Source organism: Streptomyces xingningensis (assembly GCF_054957865.1).
In genome coordinates this window covers 15,543-39,204 of the sequence record NZ_JBDJPF010000019.1, presented here as the reverse complement: position 1 = coordinate 39,204, position 23,662 = coordinate 15,543, and the positions used below count along the sequence as shown (strand labels likewise).

Here is a 23,662-nt window from a genome sequence, read left to right as displayed (position 1 = left end):
GTCACCACCCCGAGGCGGTATGGACGACGGCACCGGACTGCGCACCGCCCGGGGCGAGTTCCCGCAACAGCGCGAGCGCACCCTGGTGCGGATCGATCAGCCCGATGCCGCGCTGCGCATAGGCGCGGCCGAGTTCCGGGGTCACCATGCCCGGGTGCGCGCCGGCGGGCGCCCATGGCCCCCAGTGCACGGTCAGCACCCGGCAGCCGGTGCGGGCCGCCCAGCGGGTGCCGAGCTCCTCCAACGCGTCGTTGGCCGCCGCATAGTCGGCTTGGCCCTTGCTGCCGGCCACGGCGGCGATGCTCCCGAAGAACACGACGAAGGAGGGGAGGGAGGGCAGTTCTCCGAGGGCCGCCAGCAGTGCGGCCGCGCTGTCCGCCTTGGTGTCGAACACCCGCCGGAACGAGTGGGCGGACTTCTCCTCGATCAGCCGGTCCTCGATCACGCCGGCGCCGTGAACGACCCCGTCCAGCCGGCCGTGTTCGGTGTGGATCTCCTTGACCGTACGGTGCACCGCCTCGGCATCCCGGACGTCGACCGAGCGGTAGCGCACCCGGGCCCCCGTGCCCCGCAGGGCGTCCAGGGTGGCGCGGACCTCGCGCTGCGCGAGGATCCGTGCGCTCTCCTGCTCGATCTCCGCGGGAGTGCGGCCGCCCCGGGTGGCGAGCACGGTGCGCAGCTCGACCGGACCGGCTGCCCCGGCGGTGTCCGGATCCTCCGGGCCGGCCGGCTCGGGAGTGCGGCCGAGCAGCTCGATGCGGCAACCGGCCGCCGCGGCAAGGGCGATGGCGCAGCGCGCGGTGATGCCCCGCGCCCCGCCGGTGAGAAGGACCACCGAGTCCGCATCCAGGCCGATGGCCTCGGCCCCTGCCAGGTCGCCGGGGCCGGGCAGCGGGGCCTCCCGGAGTTCCAGGCCCTCCCGGCCGGCGCCGGTGTGCAGCACGGCCGGCGCCTGCTCGCCCCCGGTGAGCAACTCGCCGGTGACGGCGTCGGCGAGGGTGCCCGTGGGCCAGCTGCCGGGCAGTGCCACAAACCGGGCCACGGTCCGCGGATACTCGGTGGCCACGGTACGGAACAGCCCCCGGAGACCGGCCGGCGTCTCACCGAGCGGGCCGGTGGTCCCCGCGGCCAGCAGCCATCGCGGGCCACGCCGCAGGGCGGCCTGGAGCACGGGGAACACCGACGCCGCGGACTCCGCGGCGGGCACGGACAGGATGACCCCGTCCACCGGGCCGTCCCCCTCGGCGAGCAGGTGCCCGGCCGCCAACGCCACGCTCTCGGCGCCGTGTTCCGCCAGCCGGGCCGCGAGGGCTTCGGCGAACCCGCCGCCGCCCAGCAGGGCGAAGCGCTTCCCGGCGAGGGCCGGGGCGTTCGCGTCCGGAAGCCTGGCGAGCGGCACCCGGTGCGGCAGGAGCCGTCGGGGAGCATCGCCGGAGGGCTGTTGCGACACCGGCGGCGCGGCGGACGGCGGGACTGCCGCCGGACCGGCATCCGCGAGCCGTGCGGTCAGCCATGCGGTGACGGCGGCAGCGGTACGGGCCTTGGCGAGCTCGTCGAGCTCTCCGTCGCCGAGGGCCGCCGTGTCCTCGTCGGCGCCGCCCAGCCGCCGGGCGAGCTCGCCCGCGATCTCGGCGCGCTTGATGGAGTCGATGCCGAGATCCGCTTCCAGATCCAGAGCCGGCTCGACCATGTCCGGCGGATAGCCCGTGCGTTCGCTGATGACCTCGGAGACCATCCGCAGCACGTCGCCCTCCGTGCGGGCGGCCGGGACGGTGGCGGCCGGAGCGGGCTGGGGTGCGGGCCGCGACGCGGGCCGGACGGGGGAGGGGCGGCCCAGGGGGTGTCCGGTGGGCCGGTGCGGGCCCTGCGGTGTCCGGTGCGGCACCGGCTCACCCGGCGCGCTGCCGAAGAAGCCCAGCAGCACGTCCCGTTGGGCGGCGATCACATCCCGGCCGGCTCTGAGGAACTCGGAGATCAACTCGTCCGGCCGGCCCTGCGGCACGGGCACGGCCGGTCCGGCGATCCGCCGGGCCGGTGCCAGGCCGCCGGGCACGGGTGCGCCGTCCGCGGTGCGGACCAGCTGCCCGTCGACCGTCCAGCCCGGCCGCTCGGGCGGCTCCGGGCCGGCCTCCACGGCGTCCCGGCCGCGGAAGAGCCACTCGGTGCGCACCGGCAGTCCGGCGGCCGCGAGCCGGGCGAGCGCGTCGAGGAGACCGCGCAGACCGCCCTTGCCGTCCCGCCCCTCGAAGGCGACGGCATGGTGCGGGCGGTCCCCCAGGATCGCCCCGACCAGTTTGCTGAGCACCGTGCCCGGACCCGCCTCGACAAAGGTCCTCGCCCCCGCCGCATACATGGCCTCGATCTGCTCGGCGAAGCGGACCGGTGCTCCGATCTGCCGGGCCAGCTCCGTGCGCAGCACCTCCGGGTCGCCGCGGTGCACGGCCGCCGTGCGGTTGGACCAGACGGGGAACTCCGGCTCCCGCAGCGGGCGTTGTGCCAGCGCTGCCGCGAACCGGCCTTCGGCGGCGGCCACCAGCGGACTGTGGAAGGCACCCGCCACCGGGAGGCGGGTGGCGGAGTGCCCGGCGCCGCGCAGCAGGCCCAGCACCGTGTCCACCGCACCCGCGGGACCGGAGAGCACGCACTGCTCCGGCGCGTTGTGGTTGGCCACGACCACCCGGCCCGCGTACCCGGCCTGCCGCACCGCCCGTTCGACGGCGGCGGCACCGGCCGACACCGCGGCCATGGCACCCGGGCCTTCGGTCGATGCCACGGCGGCATCGTGGATCGCGGCCGCCCGCTCGGCGCTCAGCCCGAGCAGCGTACGGGCGTCCATGGCACCCGCCGCACACAGCGCCACCAGCTCGCCGTAGCTGTGCCCGGCCGCCATGTCGGGGCGCACCCCGGCCTGTTCGAGGAGGGAGTGCGCGGCCAGGCCGGCGATTCCCAGCACGGGCTGCGCCGCCCGGGTGTCGGTGATCCGGGCCTGCTGCTCCGCCCGCCCGGCCTCGTCGAAGGCGGTCGGGGGGTGGAGCAGGTGCGCGTGCTCGCGGTCGAGTTCGAGGTAGCGGTGGAGCGGGGGAAAGGCGACGAAGAGGTCGGCGAACATGCCGGGTCGCTGGCTGCCCTGGCCGGGAAACAGAAAGGCCACCTTGCCGGGGTCCGCCGGCCGCCCTTCCGGGTCGGCCGGATGGACTCCCGGTCCGGGGGCGCACCGGCCGTCGAGCGCCTGCCGCAGCCGGCCGGTCAGCCCGTCGAGATCCTCGGCCACCACGGCCGCCTGCACCGGACCGTTGTCGGCCGCGCAGTGGCGGGAGACGGTGAGCGCCAGATCGCGCAGCCGCCAGGGCCGCCCGGCGGCGTCGTTCGCCTCGGCCAGCCGCAGTGCCTCCGCGATCCCGCGGTGCGCCGCGGCCCGGTCGGCGCCCCGGAAGACGAACAGCTCGGCGGGCCAGGCGTCCAGGCCGTGGGCCGGGGGAGCGCCCTTGCCGTGGGCGGCCAGGACCACATGGAAGTTGGTGCCGCCGAAGCCGAACGCGCTGACTCCGGCGATCCGTTCGGCGGGCGGGGCCACCCAGGGCCGGGCGCCGGGGTGGAAGACGAACGGGCTGCTGCCGGCCCTCCAGAGGGGGGTCGGTTGCACGAGGTGCGCGGTCGGCGGTTTGATGCCGTTGTGCAGCGCCAGCGCGGTCTTGACCAGGCCCGCCAGACCGGCGGCGCACTTGGTGTGCCCGATCTGTGCTTTGACGGACCCGAGCGCGCAGCTCCCCGGGCGGGCGCCGGCAGCGGTGAACACCTCGTCGAGCACGGCCAGTTCGGTCCGGTCCCCGGCCACGGTTCCCGTGCCGTGGGCCTCGACGAGGCCGACGTCGGCGGGTGAGACACCGGCATGGTGGTAGGCCCGCTGCAGGGCGGCCCGCTGGCCCTCGGGGTGTGGCGCGGTCAGGCCGGCGGACCTGCCGTCGCTGGAGCTGCCCACCCCTTTGATCACGGCGTAGATGCGGTCGCCGTCCCGTTCCGCGTCGGCCAGGCGCTTGAGCACCACGCAGGCCACGCCCTCGCCGAGGGCGATCCCGTCGGCCGCGCTGTCGAACGGGCGGCACCGGCCGGTCGGGGAGAGCGCCTGCACCGAGGAGAAGGCCGCATAGTCGGTGATGCCGTTGTGCAGATCGGCGCCGCCGCAGAGCACCAGGTCGCTGGTGCCCGTCGCCAGTTCCGTGCAGGCGGCGTGGACGGCGGCCAGCGACGAGGCACAGGCCGCGTCCACGGTGTAGTTGGCGCCGCCGAGGTCGAGCCGGTTGGCGATCCGGCCGGAGATGACGTTCGCCAGCATGCCGGGGAAGGAGTCCTCGGTGAGTGCGGGCAGCTGTGCCGCCAGGTCCGGGGGGACCGTGCCGAGGTAGGAGGGCAGGACGGCCCGGAGGGTGTAGGTGTGGGACAGGTCGCTGCCGGCCTCGGCGCCGAAGACCACGGAGGTGCGGGAGCGGTCGAAGGCCCTGCCGTCCCGGTCGCCGTACCCCGCGTCGGCCAGGGCGCGGTGGGCCGCCTCCAGTGCGAGCAGCTGCACCGGCTCGATGCTGCCCAGCGAGGCGGGCGGAATGCCGTGGCGCAGCGGGTCGAAGGGGATCCGCGGCAGGAAGCCGCCCCATTTCGAGGCGGTGGCCGGGCCGTTGCCGTCCCCGGTGGCCGTCGCCTGCGCACCGCGGTAGTGGAGGGCGGGGTCCCACCGGTCGGGCGGTACCTCGGTGACGGCGTCGGTGCCGCTGAGCACCTGGGCCCAGAAGACGGCGAGGTCGGGGGATTGGGGGAACATGCCGGCCATGCCGATGACGGCCACGTCCAGCGGCTCCGGAACGGGTCGCCGGCAGGCGCCCGCGGCGGGATCCGCGGCCAGGACTGTGCGCAGCTCTCCGGCCCGCCGCTCCAGGAAGTCCGCGGCGTCCGCCGTGACCGCGCGGTGCAGGGCACCGACCGTGGTGACCGCCGAGCGCAGCACCGCGACATCACCGGCCATGAACAGGCCCTCGGCCAGCTGACGTTGCTCGCCGACCGGCACCAGGCCGCCGTCCGGCCCCCGCTCGACGCCCTTGCTGGCGATCCGCAGCCGTCCGACGTTGATCCGTTCGAGGCTCTCCCAGCGCTCGCGGGCCGGCACGCCCTGGGTACGGAGCTGTTCCCGGAGCTCGCGGAAGTCCTCGGCGTACGGCGTGGCGATGCAGCGGGTGGCGTGCCCCGGGGCGGTCTCCAGCAGCGCGGAGCTCTGGGCCGTCAGCATCTGGCGCTGGAACAGCGGCTGGACGGCGCCGCTGGTGACGGCCTCCTCGGTGAACAGGTAGGCCGTCCCCATCAACAGGCCGACGGCGACCCCGCGCCGCACCAGCGGGGCGGCCAGTGCGGCGACCATGGCCGCGGACCGCTTGTCGTGAATGCCCCCGGCGAAGAAGACCTCGATACGCTCCGGTGCGCCGGATCCGGCCTCGTCCAGGAAGTCCTCGATGGCCGCCGTCTGAGCCTCCCACAGCGGAAAGCTGTTGCGCGGGCCCACGTGCCCGCCGCACTCTGCGCCCTCGAAGACGAACCGGCGGGCCCCGGCCCGCAGGAACCGGTGCAGCAGCCCGGGCGAGGGGACGTGCAGAAAGGCGGCGATGCCTGCCTTTTCCAGGGCGGCGGCCTGGGACGGCCGGCCGCCCGCGATGACGGCATGGCTGGGACGGACCTCCAGGATGGCTTCCAGCTGGGCGTTCCTGACCTCTTCCGGGGCGAAGCCGAGGATTCCCACCCCCCAGGGCCGTCCGCCGAGGGCGGTCCGCGTCTCGCGCAGCAGGGCCAGGGCCCGGTCCCGTCCGGCCAGGGCCAGGGCGATGAAGGGCAGCGCCCGGCCCGCCGCCACGGCCGCGGCGAACGCGGCCCGGTCGCTCACCCGGGTCATCGGCCCCTGGGCGACGGGCAGTTCGGTGCCGAGTGCGGCGGCCATCGGTGAACCGGCGCGCAGCGCCGCGGGGACGGGCCCGGTGGGGCAGCAGTCCCGGACGGCATCCCGCAGAGCGCCCCCAAGGGCCCGTACGGTCCGGTCCACGGTGCCCCATCGGTCGGCGAAGTGCGCGGCGAGAAAGGCATCCTGACCCACCATCAGCTGACCGGTGCGGTCGCCGGGCCGGCCGCGCAGCATCCGGTGACCGTCGACGACCACGGTCTCCGTGCCGTCCGCGGCGCGCAGCGCGGCGGCCGCCCGCCCGTCGAGACCGGACTCGGCGAGCAGGGCCAGCTGGCTGTCCAGGACGACCCCGGTCGCCCCGCCGGCCAGGGCGGCAGCGGCGGTCCGCGGGCCGATGCCGCCGCAGGCCCACACCGGGACGGACACCCCCGGCTCCGCCAGCAGTTGCTGGAGCAGGACGAACGTGCCGAGCGATCCGACCCGGCCGCCGCTCTCGCCGCCCCGGGCGATCACCCCATGCGCTCCGGCCCGCACGGCCGCCAGGGCCTCGTCCACGGTGCCGACCTCGGCCAGCACCCGGTACGGGCCGTGTGGACCGGAGACCGGCCAGGCCGAATCCGGGCCGAGCACCACGGTGTGCGGGGCGCTCTCGCCCTCGGCGAGACCGGTGGTGAGATCGGCGGGCGTGAACCGGCAGCCGGCGCCGACCCGCACGCCGTACGGGCCACTGCCCGCCGTCCACCGGCGGACCTGCTCCAGCGCCTCCCCGGCACTTCGGCCCCCGCTGCCGAGGTCGAGCACGCCGAGCCCGCCGGCGCTGCTGAACGCCGCGACGAGCCTGGCATCGGGTTCACCGAGCGGGCTGATCCCGATGAGAACGTCGCGGAAGCGCGCAGCGGTCACCAAGGGATTCCTCCGCAAGTCTGCGAACGGGGAACTGCGGATTCCATGAGAGCCCGCTGTGCGGCGCAGGCGACAGAGCGCACCGGACGGGCGGCACGCGCACGCCCACGGCTCTGCGCACTTGCGGAATCCCTCAGGTGCTGCGCGGCCGTGCGTACCGGCTCCTGGACGGGAACGGCCTTCGCCGGGTGACGTGGGAGTGGCGGCCCCGTTGCGCGGAGTTGGTGTGCGGCTGCGGAAGGCCACACACCAACTCGATGACCGGCCGGGCCGGTTCAGCTCGTTTCGGCGGTCGGCGCCGAGACGGCGGAGGCGAAGTCCGGCTGCACGCCGAGTTGGGCGAGCATGACGCTCATGCCGACGTAGCAGTTGAACTCCTTGATCTTGCCATCCTCGACATACCAGAAGTCGGCCGTCGGGATGTCGAGCTTGGCGCCGGTCGGCCGGATGGCTCCGGCGGGCGTCTCGAAAGGCCCGGTGAAGCTGCCCTGGATCGTCAGTTCCACGGCGACGGTGTTGCCCATGACGTGGAACCGGTGCAGTTCGCGGTGGATGTCGGGTGCCAGCTCGCCCATGAAGACGACCGGGTCGCCCAAGTGCTCGCCCTGGTAGCTCTCTCCGGCGACGACGTTGTTGAACACGCCGTCCTCGGCGAACAGCGCCTTGAACCCCTGAACATCCAGGACGCTTCCCTCGGCCGCGCGATACGCGGCCCGGACCACCGCTTCTGCGTCGTCGGTCATGACACTTTCCTCCTTCCAACAACGTTACTCAAATGCTTGATTGAGATTGTTGGCGGGCGTCCAGACGTTGTCAAGCAGTCATTTGAATTCTTCTGGTCCCGGCGATGGCCGGCCTGGTCAGACGCTGGCCGGGCGCCCGTGGAGCGCCCCGGCCACCACGGGAACGAGCAACTGCTCGACCTCCTCGGCGGACTTGGGGGCCAGGTCGGCGCCGATGGGCGCCAGCGCCAGCCAGTTCAGCAGTCCGGCCACGCAGCGCGTACGGAAGATCAGCTCCTGCTCGTCGACTCCGGGAAGGTTCACCGTCAGCACCCGCAGGGCGTCGGCCCGGGTCCGCTCGAATTTGCCGGCCAGCCGATCCCACCCCTGGGGCGGGTCGATGCCGACGCGCGCCACGGTCCGCATGAGAGTCAAATCCCGTCCCCCGGCCGCGAGGGCGCGCACCATCGGCCGGGCGAACGCGGCGGCCAGCTCGTCCAGCGTCGAGTCGGGGCCGAGAGGGGCGAGCGCCTGGATCTGCGCATCCAGATACTGCTCCAGAGCGTGCTCGATCGCCGCGTCGCAGAGCGCCTTCAGCGAGCCGAAGTGGTAACTCACCGCGGCCACATTGGCTCCGGCGCCCTGCGCGATCTCGCGCAGGGTCACACCCTCCTGCCCCCGCTGCGCGAGCAGCTCCAGCGCAGCCGCCAGCAGGCCGTCTCGTGTCCGCCGGCCTGCCTGTCGGCGCAGATCCGTCTTCTCCGTCCTCACGGACAGAACTCAAACGCCCGCTTGACTTCATTGTCAAGCGGCCGTTTGAAATGGCGAGAGGGCACCCGGGGTGCCGTGCCGCTACGCCGTCAGGCGGGCGGTGAATCCGGTATACCGGCCCCCTGCTTGCTCTGCAGTTTCCCCAGCGGGGCGGGGTTTTCCTCCAGTGCGGTGGCCGCCGCCTTCCAACTGGTGTCCTCGGGATAGAGGGTGCTGCGCAGGAAGGCCGTGGTGAGTTGCTGGACCAAGGTGACGCGGGCGGGACTCTCATCCGTCGTCTCGGCGACCTCGTATCCAGGGATTCCGCCGAGCGAGTGCTCGGCCTCGAACAGCGTGAGCAGGCTTTTGTTTCCCGGGCTGTAGGTGTAGGGGTCGGTGAACCAGTCCGGTCCGCGCGTGGACAGGTGGGACTGGTCGTTGTCCCCGGCGACGATGAGAGCCGGTGTGGTCATGGTGTCGAAGGACGGCTTCATAAAGGGGAGGTTCTCGGCGGCGAACGGGGTCAGGTCGTCGCCCAGGCCGGTCAGGGCAAGCAGCACACCCGCCTTGACGCGGGGGTCGGACATGTCCTCGCCGGGTACGGCGTCGGAGTCGAGGACGCGCGCGCCCAGCAGCGTGCTCGCCGTCTGGGCTCCCCAGGAGTGGCCTGCCACGGCGATGCGGTCGCGGTCGAGGCGACCGGCGAGGCCCGGCACGGAGGTTTCCAGAATGTCGAGTCCGTCCAGCACGCGCTTGAGGTCCTCGATACGGAAGCGCCAGATCCGCGGCGTACGGGGATCCTCGGCAGGGAGGCCGAGCGTCCTGGAGTCGAGGTGGGTGGGCTGCAGGACCACGAAGCCGTGGGCGGCCCAGAAGTCCGCCAGCGGGGCGTATCCGTTCATCGACCAGCCGAAGCCGTGAGAGAAGACGATGACGGGCAGATCGTTGCCGGTCGCGGGTGCCGACACGCGGACCTGAAGGTCCTCGCCGCGGTCCGGGGCGGACAGAACGACTGGCTTCGCGGATACCACCAGGGTGGGCGCACCCGCAGTCTTCGGCGCGTTCGTGGTGTTCGAGTCGGGCATGGAGGTGCCTTCCGTTCGGTTCTTCGCAGTCTTGGCGCGGTGAGGCCGACGGTCGGTGACGCCGCAGGCCGGGCAGGGCGGGAGCGAGGAGCGTTTCTCTGCGCGGCCGCCCTCTGGTCTGCCATCATGAATGAAACGGAACCTTGTTCCGGTTACGATACGGAACGCTGTTCCGTTTTGCAACACCATGGAAGGACGCCGCGGTGAACAACAACGGCAAAAGCGCGGGAAGTTCGGCCAGGTCCAAGCGCAAGGACGCCCGGCGCAACCAGCAGACCCTGCTGGACGCGGCCGCGGCGGTCTTCGTCACCTCGGGCGTGGAAGCGCCGGTGCGCGACATCGCGGCCAAAGCCGGGGTCGGGACGGGCACGATCTATCGCCACTTCCCCACCCGGGCGGACCTCGTCATCGCCGTCTACCGCCACCAGGTCGACGCCTGCGCCGAAGCAGGCCCAGCCCTGCTGTCGACCAGCCCGACACCCCATGCCGCCCTGGGGCAGTGGGTCGACCTCTTCGTCGACTTTCTGGTCACCAAGCACGGCTTGGCCGCCGCGATGCACGGGGACGGCACCGGCTTCGAGACGCTGCACGCCTACTTCCTCGACCGCCTCCTGCCGGTGTGTACCCAACTCCTCGACGCTGCCGCCGCCTCCGGTGAGATCCGCTCCGGCCTCGACGCCTATCAACTCCTGCGCGGCATCGGAAACCTCTGCGTCAGTGCCGACAGCGACCCTCGCTACGACGCCCGCCGACTGGTCACGCTCCTCGTCGCAGGACTCCGTCAACCGCACTGACCGTGGCGCTCGCCAATAACGGAGCCCTTCCCGACGGAGGCCGGCCAGTACCACAGCACCTTTGCCGTACAACAGCCGTACAACATCTGGCGGACCGACCACCGCATCCCGATGTCCCCGCGCGGGATCGCGGTGAAGCAGAAGTTCGCGTACCACCTGCACCACAACTTCTAAGTCACCACCAGCTGATACCCGGCGCCCGCGCACCGCAGCCGCATGCCTCGGAGTGCCCGGCGCAGCCGATGTGCCGTGGCTCCGTACCGGCACCGAGCGCGCACTCCCTGTCCTTGCACACCAGGACATAGTCGGTGAGATCCGTTGAGATGACCAAGCCGGTCCCCGACGATGTATTGCGGGCCACCCGGACTCCCCAGTGCCTGCTGGCCCGGTGCATCGAGCAGTTGACCGGGCAGGTTCGGGACCCGGAACAGCGCCTGGCCCGGCTCGTCGAGCACCAGGCCCCGCAGCTGCTCGCCCGGTGGGCATTGGCCCGGACACGGCCGTCACGTTGTTGATCACGATGGGGGACAATCTGGAGCGCCTGAGCTGCGAGGCGTCCTTCGCCGCGCTGTGCGGGGTCAGCCCCATTGAGCACTCCTCGGGCTGCCGTCATTACCGTCGGCTCAACCGCGGGGGCGACCGGCAGTCAATGCCGCCCTGCACCGGATCGTGCACACCCGGCTGCGTTTCGACCCGCGCACCCGTGACTGCTGTGCGTGAGCGCCGCCTCAAGGAGGGCAAGACCCGGCGCGAAATCGTCCGATGCCTCAAGCGCTACGTCGCCCGGGAGGTCTTCGACCTGGTCAGACCCTCACCACCCTGCCCCCCGTCATAGGGGCAGCTGATACATGAGAGGGTCTGGCGGGTGAGTGAGACACCGGTGAACACCCTGCAGTACCGCTTTGACGGGCCAGAAGACGCTCCGGTCCTGATCCTGGGGCCCGCGCTGGGTACCACATGGCATATGTGGGACCGGCAGATACCGGAACTGACCCGCCACTGGCGCGTACTGCGCTTCGATCTGCCCGGCCACGGCGGCGCGCCCCCGCTGCCCACCGCCACCGTCGGGGAACTCGCCGACCGGCTGCTCGCCACCCTCGACCAGCTCGGCATCGAGCGCTTCGGCTACGCCGGCTGCTGCATCGGCGGCACTCTGGGCGCCGATCTCGCGCTGCGGCAGCCGCAGCGGCTCGCCTCGCTCGCCCTGGTGGGCTCGGCCGCCCGGTTCGGCCCGGCCGAGGGCTGGGGCGTACGGGCCTCCGAGGCCCGGGCGCACGGGCTCGGCCCGGCCGCCAGGTCCGCCCCCGAGGGCTGGTTCACCCCGGCGTTCGCCGCGGCCCAGCCCGCCATAGTGGACTGGGCCGTACAAATGGTCCGTACGACCGATGTCCTCAGCTATGCGGCCGCCTGCGAGGCGCTCGCCGCCTTCGACATCCGGGCCGGGCTCGACCGCATCGGCGTGCCCACGCTGGTCCTGGTGGGCGCCGAGGACCAGGTCACCCCGCCCGCCGACGCCAGGGTGCTGGTCGCGGGCATCCATGACGCGCGACTCGCCGTGGTGCCCAACACCCGCCATCTGGCTCCGGTCGAGCAGCCCGCGGCCGTCACCGATCTGCTGGTGCGCCACTTCACGGCGACGCAGCCGCCGGTGCCTCCGCGGACGGGTGGGTCTGCTCAGCCGCCGCCGTCCGCCGTGATGCCGACGGCGCTGCTGACGCCTCCACCGGCACCGGGTGCGCGTGGGGCTACCGGGGCGGAGGGCGGCCCCGTGGTGCCGGGTGCGGCTGCCGGGCCCGGCTTGCCGGACATGTCCGGTGCGCAGGGCGCCCCTGGCGCGCCCGCCGCCTTTGGCGCGGACGGCGCCTCCGGGATGCCGTCCGCCGTCTCCGGCGCACCCGATGCCGCCGCACCGTCGGCCTCCTCGTTCGTCGGCGGCCCGCCGGTGGGCTGGCCGCCCGGCGGGCCCGCCCCTGCCGGGCCGTTCGCCGGCGGGCTCGCGTCCGAGCCCGCACCGGAGGGCAGCGGCCCGGGCGGCCATGCCCCGGTGCCCCCGCCGGCGGGTGTGTTCGGCCCGCCGCCCGTCACCGGTGTGCCCGGCCCGGCCGCGCCCGGCGACGACCAGGCCCAGGCCGGTCCTCCGGTGTTCCCGTCCCACGGGCCCGCACCTACGACCCCGGGCCGGATCCGGCCGGCCGTCCCGGACGACGGATCCGCCGTCCCGGCTTCGGAAGCGACCGCGTTGCTGGGCATCACCCCGGCCCGGACGGGAACCCGGCCGCCCACGCCGCAGGGCCCTTCCGGCCCCGTGGCGGAGGCGTTCGGCCCGGCCCCGGCCGGACCCGGCGCAGATCAGCCCCGAACGCCCGCGTCGTACGAGGCACCCGTCGTCCCCGCCCCGGAGGCGACCGCCCGGGAGGATGCCGAGGCCGACGCCTACCGCCGCGGCATGCGGCTCCGCCGCCATGTGTTCGGGGACGCCCATGTCGACCGGGCCGAAGCCGACAAGGACGGCTTCACCGCCGACTTCCAGGACTTCGTCACCCGCTCCGCCTGGGGTGAGACCTGGGCCCGGCCGGGGCTCGACCCGCGCACCCGCTCGCTGCTCACGCTGACCGCCCTCACCGTCGGCGGGCATCTGGAGGAGCTGGCCCTGCACACCCGTGCCGCGCTGCGTCTCGGCGTCACACCCGACGAGATCAGGGAGACGCTCCAGCACACCGCCCTCTACTGCGGGCTCCCCGCCGCGAGTGCGGCCTTCGCGGTCGCGCGACGCACCGTGACGGAGGAGGCGGAGCGGACGGAGCCGCGGGAGCGGCAGGCGTAGCAGGATGGGGGCCATGAAGCTGACCAAGCACAGTCACGCCTGTGTCCGCCTGGAGAAGGACGGACGGACGCTCGTCATCGACCCCGGCGTCTTCAGCGAGGCGGACGCCGCCGTCGGTGCCGATGCCGTGCTCATCACCCATGAGCACCCGGACCACTTCGACGAGGACCGGCTGCGGGCCGCCCTCGAGGCCGACCCGGCCGCCGAGTTGTGGACACTGCGCAGCGTCGCGGAGCAGGTGTCGGCGGCCTTCCCCGGCCGGGTGCACACCGTCGGCGAGGGCGATGCCTTCACCGCCGCGGGCTTTGACGTCCAGGTGCACGGCCGACTGCACGCCGTGATCCATCCTGACCTTCCGCGGATCACCAACGTCGGCTATCTCGTGGACGGTTCGGTCTTCCACCCCGGCGACGCGCTGACCGTTCCCGGGCAGCCGGTGGACACCCTGATGGTGCCCGTGATGGCGCCCTGGAACAAGGTCGCCGAGGTCGTCGACTACGTCCGGGAGGTCCGGCCGCGCCGCGCCATCGACATCCACGACGCGCTGCTCACCGACCTCGCCCGGCCCATCTACGACCGGATGCTGGGCCCGGACGGGCCGGGGGTCTCCGGCGCCGGGCATGCGCGGCTGGCGGCGGGGCAGAGCATCGACCTGTGACGGCCGGAGAGCCGGGCGCCGCAGACCTGACGGCCGGGGAGCCGCGACTGTCCGACCCGGCCGTTAGGGTGGCCGCATGCGCATCGCCACCTGGAATGTGAACTCGGTCTCCGCCCGTCTCCCCAGGCTGCTGGCCTGGCTGGAGAGCAGCGGCACGGACGTGCTGTGCATACAGGAGACCAAGTGCGCCGCCGATCAGTTCCCCACCGAGGAGCTGCGTGAACTCGGCTATGAATCCGCGGTCCACGCCACCGGCCGGTGGAACGGCGTGGCACTGGTCTCCCGGGTCGGGCTGGCGGGCGTGGTCGAGGGGTTGCCCGGCGGTCCCGCGTATGAGGGCGAGCAGGAGCCGAGGGCCATCTCCGCGGACTGCGGCCCGGTGCGCGTCTGGTCGGTCTATGTGCCCAACGGCCGTGAGGTCGGCCATGACCACTATGCGTACAAGCTCCGCTGGCTGGAGTCGCTGCGTGCGGTGGCCGCCGCCGAGGCGGCCCGGGAGCGGCCGTTCGCGGTTCTCGGCGACTTCAACATCGCCCCCACCGATGAGGACGTCTACGACCCGGCCGTTTTCGAGGGCGCCACGCATGTCACGCCCGCCGAGCGCGCCGCGCTCGCGGCCCTGCGCGACGCCGGCCTGTCCGATGTGGTGCCCCGCCCGCTGAAGTACGACCACCCGTACACCTACTGGGACTACCGTCAGCTGTGCTTCCCCAAGAACCGGGGCATGCGCATCGACCTCGTCTATGGCAACGCCCCCTTCGCCGAGGCGGTCAAGGACGCCTACGTCGACCGGGAGGAGCGCAAGGGCAAGGGCGCCTCGGACCACGCTCCGGTCGTCGTCGACCTGGAGATCCAGTCGTCGACCTGAAGATCTGAGGACCCGGTCTCCCGGCCCTGCCCGGGCGCCCGCCCGCTACACCAGCTCGTGCAGGTCCACGGCGTCGGCGAACACCTTCATCCCGGCGTCATTGGGGTGCAGATGATCGCCGCCGTCGTAGCGCGGCAGCATCCGGTCCGGGTGTTGTGGGTCGCGGATCGCGGCGTCGAAGTCGAATACCGCGTCATAGGTCCCGGAGTCCGCCCGGATGTCGGCGTTGATCGCGGAGCGCTGTGCCTCGGCCGCCTCGGTGCAGTCGTGGAAGCCACCGCAGGGTGCGATGGTCGCGGCGATGACCCGGATGCCGCGCTCGTGCGCGCGCGCCGCGACCGACCGGAGCACGGCGATCACCTGGGAGGCCTTGGTGTCCGCCCGGATGTCGTTGACGCCCTCGAAGACGATGACCGCGCGGGCCGTGGTCTGGGCCAGCACATCGCGCTCCAGCCGGTGTCCCGCGCTGACTCCGCTCAGCGTGCCGCTGGCCCCGTTGCCCGGGTAGCGGTCCTTGACCACCTGGTTTCCCGAGATCCCGCTGTTGAGCACCCCCAGGGCGGGCACCGCGTGCTGCGCCCGCAGCCGGCGTGCCAGCAGGTCCGGCCAGCGGCCGTTGGCCTCGGGCGTCGAGCGCTCGCCGTCGGTGATCGAGTCGCCCAGTGCCACCACCGACCCCGGCCCGCCGCCGACGTCCACCCCGGTCAGCAGCGGCCAGGTGGACAGGGTGCCGGGGTAGCCGGCGGCGCCCAGGTCGGCCGTCCGGTCTCCGCTGTCATCGGCCGAGAGGAAGGAGCGCTGGTTGGTGTAGTTGTGCAGCGGCACCGCCCGTACCGTCCCCGGCAGGTGGATGCTCACCAGCAGGTTGGCGTCCGGGGGCACCCGGAATCCCACCGGGTCGCTGAACTGCTGGGCCCCGGCGGGGATTTCGGCCTGTGCCCGGCCGTCGAAGGTCAGTGCCCTGGGCCGGTCCACGGCCGCCGCACCCTTCCGCTGCAGGGCCACGGTCGCATGGCCGATCCGCACCGGCTGCGGGGCAAAGGTGTTCTCCAGCCGGATACGGGTCCGGGGGCCGCCCGCGCTGCCGTGCACCACCAGTCGCAGGGTCCGGTTGGTCCAGGGTCCCACCGTGGTGTACCCGGAGGTGGGCGCCGCCCAGCTGCCGGTCCACCCGTTCGTGGGGGCGCGCAGGGCCATGGAGAAGATGTGCAGGCCGGGCGCGGTGGGCAGCACCAAGGAGTCGATCTTCCGGCCGCGTGCGACGGGCACCGTCACCGCGTACAGCCGGGTGGTCTCCTTGCGCTGGCCCTCGCGCGCATTGAGGTGGGGGAGACCGATGGCCTTGGTGGTGAGCGGACCGCGGCGCCAGTCAGGCGCGGCCAGCCGGTAGCTGCTGTGTGATCCATCGGCGTAGCGCACCGTGCCGGTGCCGCTCGTCCCGCCGCCCGGTCCCGCCTTGGTGGCGCTCGCCACCAGGAAGGAGAGCGCCTCTCCGCTGCCGCTCAGCCGCACGGGCTGTCCGGCGGCGCGTACATTGTCCGGTTTCCCGGCGGGGGAGCGTGGCCAGCGCAGTGGTGCGCCGTCGATGTGCAGTACGCGCCCCGGCGTCCATCCGGCCGCCCTGAGGTCCTGGGCGGAGAAGGAGTCGCCCGCACCGTCGAAGTCCGCCGTCCGGGGGCGGGCGTTGTCGCTGACCGCCGCATTGTCGAAGAGCCGCTCCAAGGGGAGCGGCTCTGCTCGCTGTTCGGCGGTGCCGGCGAGGGCGGGAGCGTTCGCCATGGCAATGGCGCAGCCGGTGGCCGCCGCGACGACCGATGTGGCCGTCCACCGTCTGCGGCGTGTTCTTCCGATCGTCGATGCCCCGAGCATGTGCGTCATGCCTCCCGGCGTTCCCGGCTCCGACAGTGGCGGGATGAAGCTAGGGAGACATCGGGGGAACGTCAAGGAGGCCGAACGGTCATGCACTCCGCAGCGTGCCGGTGGTGGGGCCATCTGCGCGAGTGCGATCCTGGCAGTATGAACATTCCCTTTTTGGACGGCTGGCGCAAGCGGCACGGCATGGCGCGTGGGGTGGCCGTGCCCGCCTCCGGCGACTGGGACCCGGAAGGCCTGGGCGGGTTGCTGTCGGAGTGCGAACTGCTGCGCGCGCAGGCGCAGTCGGCGGGCGTCGCGCTCGATGACTCGCCGTCGTCCTTGGAGGCGCTGGACCAGCTGCAGCCGCGCTGGCGGGAGGACGAGGAGCTGCAGTCCTGGCTGGGCAATGACGCGGGCCTGTATCTGGGCACGGTCGTCGTCCGTACGGTCACGGGCGCCGCATGGCAGATCTGGTCCAATGGCCAGCCGGTGGTGCGGCTGGCCAACGGCCGCGAGATCGATGTCGTCGAGGCGGGCCACGCCTGGGCGGCGGACGGCGCCCCGGAGCTCTCGCAGCTCTATGCGGAGCTTTCGGAGAACTGAGCGGCCGCGTCCCGCGCCTCCCTCAGCTGATGAACCGGATGGTGTACTCCAGCTGCCAGCGGTCCGCGCGGACCACGATGTCCGAGGTCTCCACCGCGCGGTCGTCGCCGTCGAAGTGGGTGCGCTCGACGACCGTGACGCACTGGCCCGCGGCGCAGCCGAGCGCCTCGGCCTCGGGCGTGGTCGCCGGCCGCGAGCCCACCAGCTCCCGCGCCCGCACCACCCGGATCCCGATGGCCGCCAGCCGTCCGCGCACCCCGCGCCGGGCGTACGGCCCCCGCTCGGGGTGGACCACATCGGTGCCCTCGGTCACCGAGAGCGGTTCCCAGCTGGTGGCGAGCTGCACCGGATGCCGGTTGGCCAGGTATTCGTACTCGGTGCACAGCACGGGCTCGCCCGGCGCGATGCCCAGCCGGTCGGCGATCGGCCCCGGGGCGGGGAGCTGGCTGGAGGAGGCCTCCCAGGTCAGGGCGGCGCTCCTGATCATGGCGCGGTCCGGGGAGCGGAGCTCCACGGCGTCCTGTCCCTGGTATCCCCGGATCTCCGCGGCGAACGGCGAGTCGACCGCGCCCGTCGAGCGCAGCAGGGTGCCCAGCGGGGAGCGGTCGCTGACGAACACGCCCCGCCCGAACCGGCCTTCCGCGTAGCCGGCGGCCTTGAGCACCCGCACCGCGCGGTCCACGGTCTGGTCGCTGGCCGCATAGGCCCGTTTGAGCTCGGAGCGGGAGGGGATCTTGGCGCCCACCGGGAGCGAGCCCTCGTCGATGCGCCGCCGCAGGTCGTCCGCGATGCACAGATATACGGGCCTGCTGTCGCCCACGCCGGGCTCCCTTCCCCCATGTTCCCCCAACCGAACCCACAGGCTAGGTACCCAGGCTCGGTCTGGGTACCTAGGGCAAATGGCGGTCAATACGGCTTTGATCCCCTATTCATGCGTGTCACCGGTGAAGTCCCGTATTCGGGTGGATAGTTTGCTCCGACTGCGAGAGGGCGAGCGCCGAGAGTGAGTAGCTGAGCATGGCCGTCGACCCGCTGATCGAACTGCGTGGCGTCAACAAGCACTACGGAAGCCTGCATGTCCTGCAGGACATCGACCTCACCGTCGGCCGCGGGGAGGTGGTGGTGATCATCGGCCCCTCCGGTTCCGGCAAGTCCACCCTGTGCCGGACCATCAACCGGCTGGAACCAGTGGACTCCGGCACCATCACCCTCGACGGGCAGCCGCTGCCCGCGGAGGGCCGGGCGCTCGCCCGGCTGAGGGCCGAGGTCGGCATGGTCTTCCAGTCCTTCAACCTCTTCGCCCACAAGACCGTGCTGGCCAATGTCTCGCTGGCCCAGGTCAAGGTCCGGGGCCGCGGCCGGGAGGAGGCCGACGGGCGCTCGCGCGAACTGCTGGAGCGGGTCGGGCTGCTCGCCCACGCCGAGAAGTACCCCGCCCAGCTCTCCGGCGGCCAGCAGCAGCGGGTGGCGATCGCCCGCGCGCTGGCCATGGACCCCAAGGCGCTCCTCTTCGACGAGCCGACCTCCGCACTGGACCCGGAGATGATCAACGAGGTGCTGGAGGTCATGCAGCAACTCGCCCGGGACGGCATGACGATGGTCGTGGTCACCCATGAGATGGGCTTCGCCCGCTCCGCCGCCAACCGCGTGGTCTTCATGGCGGACGGCCGGATCGTCGAGGACCGCACCCCCGAGGAGTTCTTCACCGCCCCCGAGAGCGACCGGGCCAAGGACTTCCTCTCCAAGATCCTCAAGCACTGAGCGGGGTGACGACACAGATGACGACACAGATGACGACACGGATGAGGCCCGTCCGCCGGTGCGCCGTCCTGGCGCTCACCGCACTCGCGCTGCTCGCCGCCGCCTGCGGCAAGTCGGGCAGCCCCCCGGTCAAGGGGCCCAAGCCGGAGAGCCTGCCGGTCTACCGCGTCGACACCGGCTTCCGGCTGGAGTCCTCGCCCACCTGGCGGGCGGCCAGGAACCGCGGCCATCTGGTGGTCGGGGCCAAGGAGGACCAGCCCTATCTGGGCGAGAAGGACCCGGCGACCGGCGTCTACTCCGGCTTCGACATCGAGATCGCCAAGATGATGTCCGCCTCGCTCGGCTTCGCTCCCCGGACCATCGCCTTTCGCACCATCGCCTCCGCCAACCGCGAAACCGCCCTGCAGAACGGCCAGATCGACTACTACGTCGGTACCTACACCATCAACGACCTGCGCAAAAAGCAGGTCGGCTTCGCCGGCCCGTACTACATCGCCGGGCAGTCGCTGCTCGTCCGCAAGGACGAGCACGGCATCAACGGGCCGCAGGACCTGGCCGGAAAGCGGGTCTGTTCGGCCGTCGGCTCCACCCCGCTGATGCGCATCCAGCGCGACTATCCCAAGATCCAGGCCGTCGCCTATGACACCTACTCGATCTGCGTGGACAACCTCCTCAGCTACCAGGTGGCCGCCGTCACCACCGACGACACCATCCTGATGGGCTTCGCCGCCAAGGCCCCCGACGAGCTGAAGCTGGCCGGCCGGCCCTTCTCCAAGGAGCCCTACGGCATCGGCGTCCCGCGCGGGGACACCGCCCTGCGATTCGCCCTGGACGACGCCATCGAGACCCATGAGAAGAACGGCGACTGGAAGAAGGCGTACGACGCGACGCTCGGCCTGTCCGGCGTCCCCGCCCCGCGGCCGCCCGCCGTCGACCGCTACCCGGCGAGCTGAGGCCCCAGTGAACGTACTCACCGACAACTACTCGCTCTATGGCAAGGGCCTGCTCGGCACCGTCGAACTCACCGTCTACGCCTCGCTGCTGGCGCTCGTCCTCGGCTTCGCGATGGCCTCCTTCCGGGTAGCCCCGGTCGCCTCGCTGCGCGCCCTCGGCACCGCCTGGGTGGCGGTGCTCCGCAACACACCGCTGACCCTGCTGTTCTTCGCGGTGCTGCTCGGGCTGCCGCGCTTCGGGCTGGTGCTGCCCTTCCAGCTGTTCGCGGTGCTCGCCCTCGGCTGCTACACCTCGGCCTTCATCTGCGAGGCGGTCCGCTCCGGCATCAACACCGTGCCGGTGGGCCAGGGCGAGGCGGCCCGCAGCCTGGGGATGACCTTCGGGCAGACGCTGGGCGCCGTCGTCCTGCCGCAGGCCTTCCGCTCGGTCATCCCGCCCATCGGCTCCACGCTGATCGCGCTCGCCAAGAACTCCGCGATCGCGGGCTCCTTCAGCGTCACCGAACTGCTCAGCACCTACAAGACCTTGGGCGAGCTGGGCTACAGCACCATCTGGACCTTCGTCTGGATCGCCGTCGGCTATCTGATCGTGACCCTGTCCATCAGTGCGGTCTTCAACGTGCTGGAGAAGCGCTGGGGAGTCGCCCGATGACCGGTACCGCCCTCTATGACGTCCCCGGCCCGCTGGCGGTCCGCCGGCACCGGCTCTACGGAGTGCTGGCGACCCTGGCCATCCTCGCCCTGATCGGCTATGTGATCCATCTCCTCCTCGTCACCCACCAGTTCACCGCCGCCAAGTGGACTCCCTTTGAATACCGGGGAATTCAGGAGCTGTTGCTGCGCGGGCTGGGCAATACGCTCAAGGCCTTCGGCTATGCCGCAGTGCTCTCCCTCGCCCTCGGCGCCGTACTCGCCTGCGGCCGGCTCTCCGACCACCGGGTGCTGCGCTGGAGCGCCACGCTGCTGGTGGAGTTCTTCCGGGCGATGCCGGTGCTCGTGATGATCTTCTTCGTCTTTGTCGCCCTGCAGGTCCAGCCGTTGCCCGCGCTGGTCACCGGGCTGACGCTGTACAACGGCTCGGTGCTCGCGGAGGTCTTCCGCACCGGCGTCGACTCCGTGGAACGCGGCCAGCGGGAGGCGGCGTTCGCGCTGGGCATGCGCAAGACACAGGCGATGACCCATGTCCTGGTGCCACAGGCGGTGCGGGCGATGCTGCCGACGATCATCAGCCAGCTGGTGGTCGCGCTCAAGGACACCTCGCTGGGCTTCCTGATCACCTATGAGGAGTTCCTGCACGCGGGCAAGCTCATCGCCGGCAATCTCGACTACGACCTGCCGTTCATCCCCGTCGTCATGGTCATCTCCCCGATCTACATCGGGATGTGCATGCTGCTGTCCTGGTTCGCCACCTGGGTGGCCAGGCGGGAGCGGCGCAGCCCCAAGACCGAGGCGGTGGAGGTCGCCCCCGCCGAGCCGGGCACCCTGCTGGTGGGCCCGGCCGGGCACCCGCACACTCAGGACCCGGAGGGGTGACTCCGATACTCCGGATGTGGTGTCCGATTCGTTCAAGACGCGATGGATCTTCCTGACTAGCGTCCAGGGCATGCGCGAATTGTCACTATCCCGGGCCGAGTCGGAGCCGGCTGTGAAAACCGTCAAGATCGGCATCGGTCTGCCCAACGCCATCCCCGGCCGTCCGCCCCAGGAGATCGCCCGCTGGGCCCGGGACGCGGAACGCCTCGGCTTCCACTCCCTGGGATCCATTGACCGCCTGGTCTACGACATCCTCGACCCGCTGGCGTGCCTGGCCATCGCGGCCACGGTGACCGAGCGGGCCCGGTTGTTCACCAGCGTGCTCAACGTCGGCTGGCGCAACAACCCGGTCCTGCTCGCCAGGGAGCTCGCCACGGTCGACCTGGTCTCCGGCGGTCGGCTGACCGCGGGCCTGGGTATCGGCGGCTGGCCGGACGACTTCACCGCTAGCGGCACACCGTCGGCGGGTCACGGCAAGCTCTTCGACGAGGCCCTGCTGGAGATGCGCCGGGTGTGGGACGGCGAGGTGAAGAGCGTGGCGGGCACCATGCCACGGCCCGCGGCCGGACGGCCCCGGCTGCTCATCGGCGGACTCGTCCGGCCCGGCTACGCCCGGGCCGCCCGCTTCGGCGACGGCTGGGTCGCCCCCGGCCAGGGCCACGACCTCCTGACCGCCGGCATCCGGGGCGTCAACGAGGAGTGGGCCCGGGCGAACCGCCCGGGCCGGCCCCAGGTGTTGGTCGGGCGTTACGTCTCCTGCGGTCCCGACGCCGAGGCCCAGGCGACCGAAGCCATCGCGCACTACTACGGGTCACCGGAGTCGCCGATGTACCCCCCGATGCGCGCCGCCGCCCTGGACTCGGACGAGCGGCTGCGCACCGAGCTCATCGCCCTCGCCGAGGCCGGTGCCGACGATCTGCTGCTGTTGCCCTGCTCCGGCTCGCCGGACCAGGTACGCCTGACGGCCGAGGCACTGGAGCGGGTGGGCGCCCGCCGCAACCCCACCTTTGAGTTCACGGTCTGAAACGGTCTGAAATGGAAGGAGCTTGTGTGATGGCCGGGTTGACAGGTGTCGAGGGCCCCGTGTTCCGTCCCGGGGACCCCGGATACACCGAGGAGGCCCAGGCCTTCGACCGGTCCGTACGGCATCGGCCCGCGCTGATCGTCGGCGCGACGAGTGCAGGTGATGTGGTGGCCGCGGTCCGCTTCGCCCGGGACCACGGCCTGGGGGTCGCGGTGCAGAACACCGGCCATGGCGTGGCGCTGCCCGCCGACGGCGCCCTGCTGATCTCGACCCGGCGGATGAACGGGTACCAGGTCGACCCCGAGCGGCGTACGGTGCGGCTGGAGGCGGGCGTGCTGTGGCAGGACGTGATCCCGGCCACGGCCCGGCACGGCCTCGCTCCGCTCAATGGCTCCGCGCCGTTCGTCGGTGCCGTCTCCTATGTGCTGGGCGGCGGACTCGGGGTCCTTTCCCGTCTCCATGGCTACGCGGCCGACCATGTGCGCCGGCTCGATGTGGTCACCGCCGACGGGGAGTTGCGAAGGGCCTCTCCCGAGGAGAGCCCGGATCTGTTCTGGGCGTTGCGCGGCGGCAAGGGCAACTTCGGGGTGGTCACGGCACTGGAGCTCGGGCTCATCGAGGTGTCCCGGCTCTACGGCGGCGGACTCTACTTCCCCGCCGAGGCGACCCGGGACGTCCTCCATGTCTACCGGGACTGGGCCACCCGGATGCCGGACGAACTGAGCTCGTCCTGGGTGATGATGCCGTTCCCCGACGCGCCCGAGGTGCCCGAGGCGCTGCGCGGCCGCTTCGCGACCCATCTGCGGCTGGCGTATCTCGGCTCCCCCGAGGAGGGTGCCCGGCTGATCGAGCCGCTGCGCCGGGTGGCCACCCCGCTGCTCGACACGGTCACCGATATGCCCTACACGGAGGTCGGCAGCATCCACAACGACCCGCCGATCCCGGGTGCGTACCACATCAACACCTTCCAGCTGACCCGGCTGGACCACGGTACGGTCGAGGCCCTGCTGCGGCTCGCCGGGCCGGGTACGGACAGCCCGGTCGGGCTGGAGATCCGCCAGCTCGGCGGCGCGCTCGCCCGGCCTCCGCTGGTGCCCAACGCGGTGGCCCACAACAAGGCCGGATTCCAGGTCTATTCGGCCGGTGAGCTGGGCGTGGGGAACGACGACGCGGTCCGCGCCGCCCAGGACCGGGTCGTCGAGGAGCTGCGGCCGTGGAACAGCGGCGGACGCACCCTCAACTTCCTGGCCGGGGTCGCGCACACCGACCCCGAAGACGTCCGCCAGGCGTTCACCGAGGAGGCCTACCGGCGGCTCGTCAAGATCAAGTGCCAGTACGACCCGGGCAACACCTTCCGTTTCAACCACAACATCCCGCCCGTCAACTGAGCCCCAG

At 72.3% G+C, this 23,662-nt stretch carries 19 protein-coding genes and 1 pseudogene; 14 read left to right on the top strand and 6 right to left on the bottom strand.

Annotated elements, in window-relative coordinates:
• Position 1 precedes the first annotated feature (1 nt).
• The 4 genes from ABCR83_RS12645 to ABCR83_RS12630 form a co-directional block, all read right to left on the bottom strand.
• Positions 2-6,841 (bottom strand): SDR family oxidoreductase, encoded by a 6,840-nt coding sequence (locus tag ABCR83_RS12645; RefSeq protein ID WP_462695028.1) that lies wholly within the window; start codon positions 6,839-6,841, stop codon positions 2-4.
• Positions 6,842-7,113: 272 nt separating this feature from the next.
• On the bottom strand, positions 7,114-7,581 hold the full coding sequence (locus ABCR83_RS12640; RefSeq protein ID WP_462695027.1) for an ester cyclase: 468 nt from the start codon (positions 7,579-7,581) through the stop codon (positions 7,114-7,116).
• Positions 7,582-7,698: 117 nt separating this feature from the next.
• A complete protein-coding gene (locus ABCR83_RS12635) occupies positions 7,699-8,331 on the bottom strand; it encodes a TetR/AcrR family transcriptional regulator (protein WP_462695026.1) in 633 nt (210 codons plus the stop codon).
• 89 nt (positions 8,332-8,420) lie between these two features.
• The gene (locus tag ABCR83_RS12630) at positions 8,421-9,395 is read right to left on the bottom strand and encodes an alpha/beta hydrolase family protein (protein WP_462695025.1); all 975 of its coding nucleotides are present in this window, start codon (positions 9,393-9,395) and stop codon (positions 8,421-8,423) included.
• A 203-nt stretch (positions 9,396-9,598) separates the two neighbouring features.
• Here ABCR83_RS12630 and ABCR83_RS12625 point away from each other — a divergent pair, with 203 nt between their 5' ends.
• The 7 genes and pseudogenes from ABCR83_RS12625 to ABCR83_RS12595 all read left to right on the top strand — a co-directional run bounded on the left by ABCR83_RS12625 (position 9,599) and on the right by ABCR83_RS12595 (position 14,539).
• A complete protein-coding gene (locus ABCR83_RS12625; RefSeq protein WP_462695023.1) occupies positions 9,599-10,189 on the top strand; it encodes a TetR/AcrR family transcriptional regulator in 591 nt (196 codons plus the stop codon).
• A gap of 323 nt (positions 10,190-10,512) precedes the next feature.
• Positions 10,513-10,704 (top strand): hypothetical protein, encoded by a 192-nt coding sequence (locus tag ABCR83_RS12620; RefSeq protein ID WP_462695022.1) that lies wholly within the window; start codon positions 10,513-10,515, stop codon positions 10,702-10,704.
• Positions 10,705-10,709: 5 nt separating this feature from the next.
• A complete protein-coding gene (locus ABCR83_RS12615) occupies positions 10,710-11,024 on the top strand; it encodes a transposase (RefSeq protein WP_462695021.1) in 315 nt (104 codons plus the stop codon).
• Positions 11,025-11,054: 30 nt separating this feature from the next.
• Positions 11,055-11,996, top strand: a pseudogene (locus ABCR83_RS12610) (alpha/beta fold hydrolase); the annotation flags it as partial.
• Positions 11,997-13,013 (top strand): carboxymuconolactone decarboxylase family protein, encoded by a 1,017-nt coding sequence (locus ABCR83_RS12605; RefSeq protein WP_462695081.1) that lies wholly within the window; start codon positions 11,997-11,999, stop codon positions 13,011-13,013.
• Between the two features lie 13 nt (positions 13,014-13,026).
• The gene (locus ABCR83_RS12600; protein ID WP_462695020.1) at positions 13,027-13,671 is read left to right on the top strand and encodes an MBL fold metallo-hydrolase; all 645 of its coding nucleotides are present in this window, start codon (positions 13,027-13,029) and stop codon (positions 13,669-13,671) included.
• 76 nt (positions 13,672-13,747) lie between these two features.
• Positions 13,748-14,539, top strand: a complete 792-nt coding sequence (locus ABCR83_RS12595; protein WP_462695019.1) for an exodeoxyribonuclease III — start codon at positions 13,748-13,750, stop codon at positions 14,537-14,539.
• A gap of 45 nt (positions 14,540-14,584) precedes the next feature.
• Here the strand turns inward: ABCR83_RS12595 and ABCR83_RS12590 are convergent, their stop codons facing one another.
• The gene (locus tag ABCR83_RS12590) at positions 14,585-16,417 is read right to left on the bottom strand and encodes an SGNH/GDSL hydrolase family protein (protein WP_462695018.1); all 1,833 of its coding nucleotides are present in this window, start codon (positions 16,415-16,417) and stop codon (positions 14,585-14,587) included.
• A 138-nt stretch (positions 16,418-16,555) separates the two neighbouring features.
• On the opposite strand from ABCR83_RS12590, the gene ABCR83_RS12585 reads away from it, so the two are divergent.
• Entirely contained in the window at positions 16,556-16,996 is a 441-nt protein-coding gene (locus ABCR83_RS12585; RefSeq protein WP_462695017.1) for a DUF6278 family protein, read from the top strand.
• A 22-nt stretch (positions 16,997-17,018) separates the two neighbouring features.
• On the opposite strand, the gene ABCR83_RS12580 is transcribed toward ABCR83_RS12585, so the two are convergent.
• Entirely contained in the window at positions 17,019-17,816 is a 798-nt protein-coding gene (locus tag ABCR83_RS12580) for a GntR family transcriptional regulator (RefSeq protein ID WP_462695016.1), read from the bottom strand.
• Positions 17,817-18,013: 197 nt separating this feature from the next.
• Between ABCR83_RS12580 and ABCR83_RS12575 the strand changes: the two genes are divergently transcribed.
• The 6 genes from ABCR83_RS12575 (at position 18,014) to ABCR83_RS12550 (ending at position 23,655) form a co-directional block, all read left to right on the top strand.
• Positions 18,014-18,757, top strand: a complete 744-nt coding sequence (locus ABCR83_RS12575; protein ID WP_462695015.1) for an amino acid ABC transporter ATP-binding protein — start codon at positions 18,014-18,016, stop codon at positions 18,755-18,757.
• Positions 18,758-18,786: 29 nt separating this feature from the next.
• The gene (locus tag ABCR83_RS12570) at positions 18,787-19,710 is read left to right on the top strand and encodes a glutamate ABC transporter substrate-binding protein (RefSeq protein ID WP_462695014.1); all 924 of its coding nucleotides are present in this window, start codon (positions 18,787-18,789) and stop codon (positions 19,708-19,710) included.
• A 7-nt stretch (positions 19,711-19,717) separates the two neighbouring features.
• A complete protein-coding gene (locus ABCR83_RS12565) occupies positions 19,718-20,362 on the top strand; it encodes an amino acid ABC transporter permease (protein WP_462695013.1) in 645 nt (214 codons plus the stop codon).
• A complete protein-coding gene (locus ABCR83_RS12560; RefSeq protein WP_462695012.1) occupies positions 20,359-21,243 on the top strand; it encodes an amino acid ABC transporter permease in 885 nt (294 codons plus the stop codon). Before ABCR83_RS12565 ends, ABCR83_RS12560 begins: the two co-directional genes overlap by 4 nt.
• 112 nt (positions 21,244-21,355) lie before the next feature.
• Positions 21,356-22,267 carry an LLM class flavin-dependent oxidoreductase gene (locus ABCR83_RS12555; protein ID WP_462695011.1) on the top strand — a complete coding sequence of 304 codons (912 nt, stop codon included), beginning with the start codon at positions 21,356-21,358 and terminating at the stop codon, positions 22,265-22,267.
• Positions 22,268-22,296: 29 nt separating this feature from the next.
• The gene (locus tag ABCR83_RS12550; RefSeq protein ID WP_462695010.1) at positions 22,297-23,655 is read left to right on the top strand and encodes an FAD-binding protein; all 1,359 of its coding nucleotides are present in this window, start codon (positions 22,297-22,299) and stop codon (positions 23,653-23,655) included.
• The last annotated feature ends 7 nt before the right edge of the window (positions 23,656-23,662 follow it).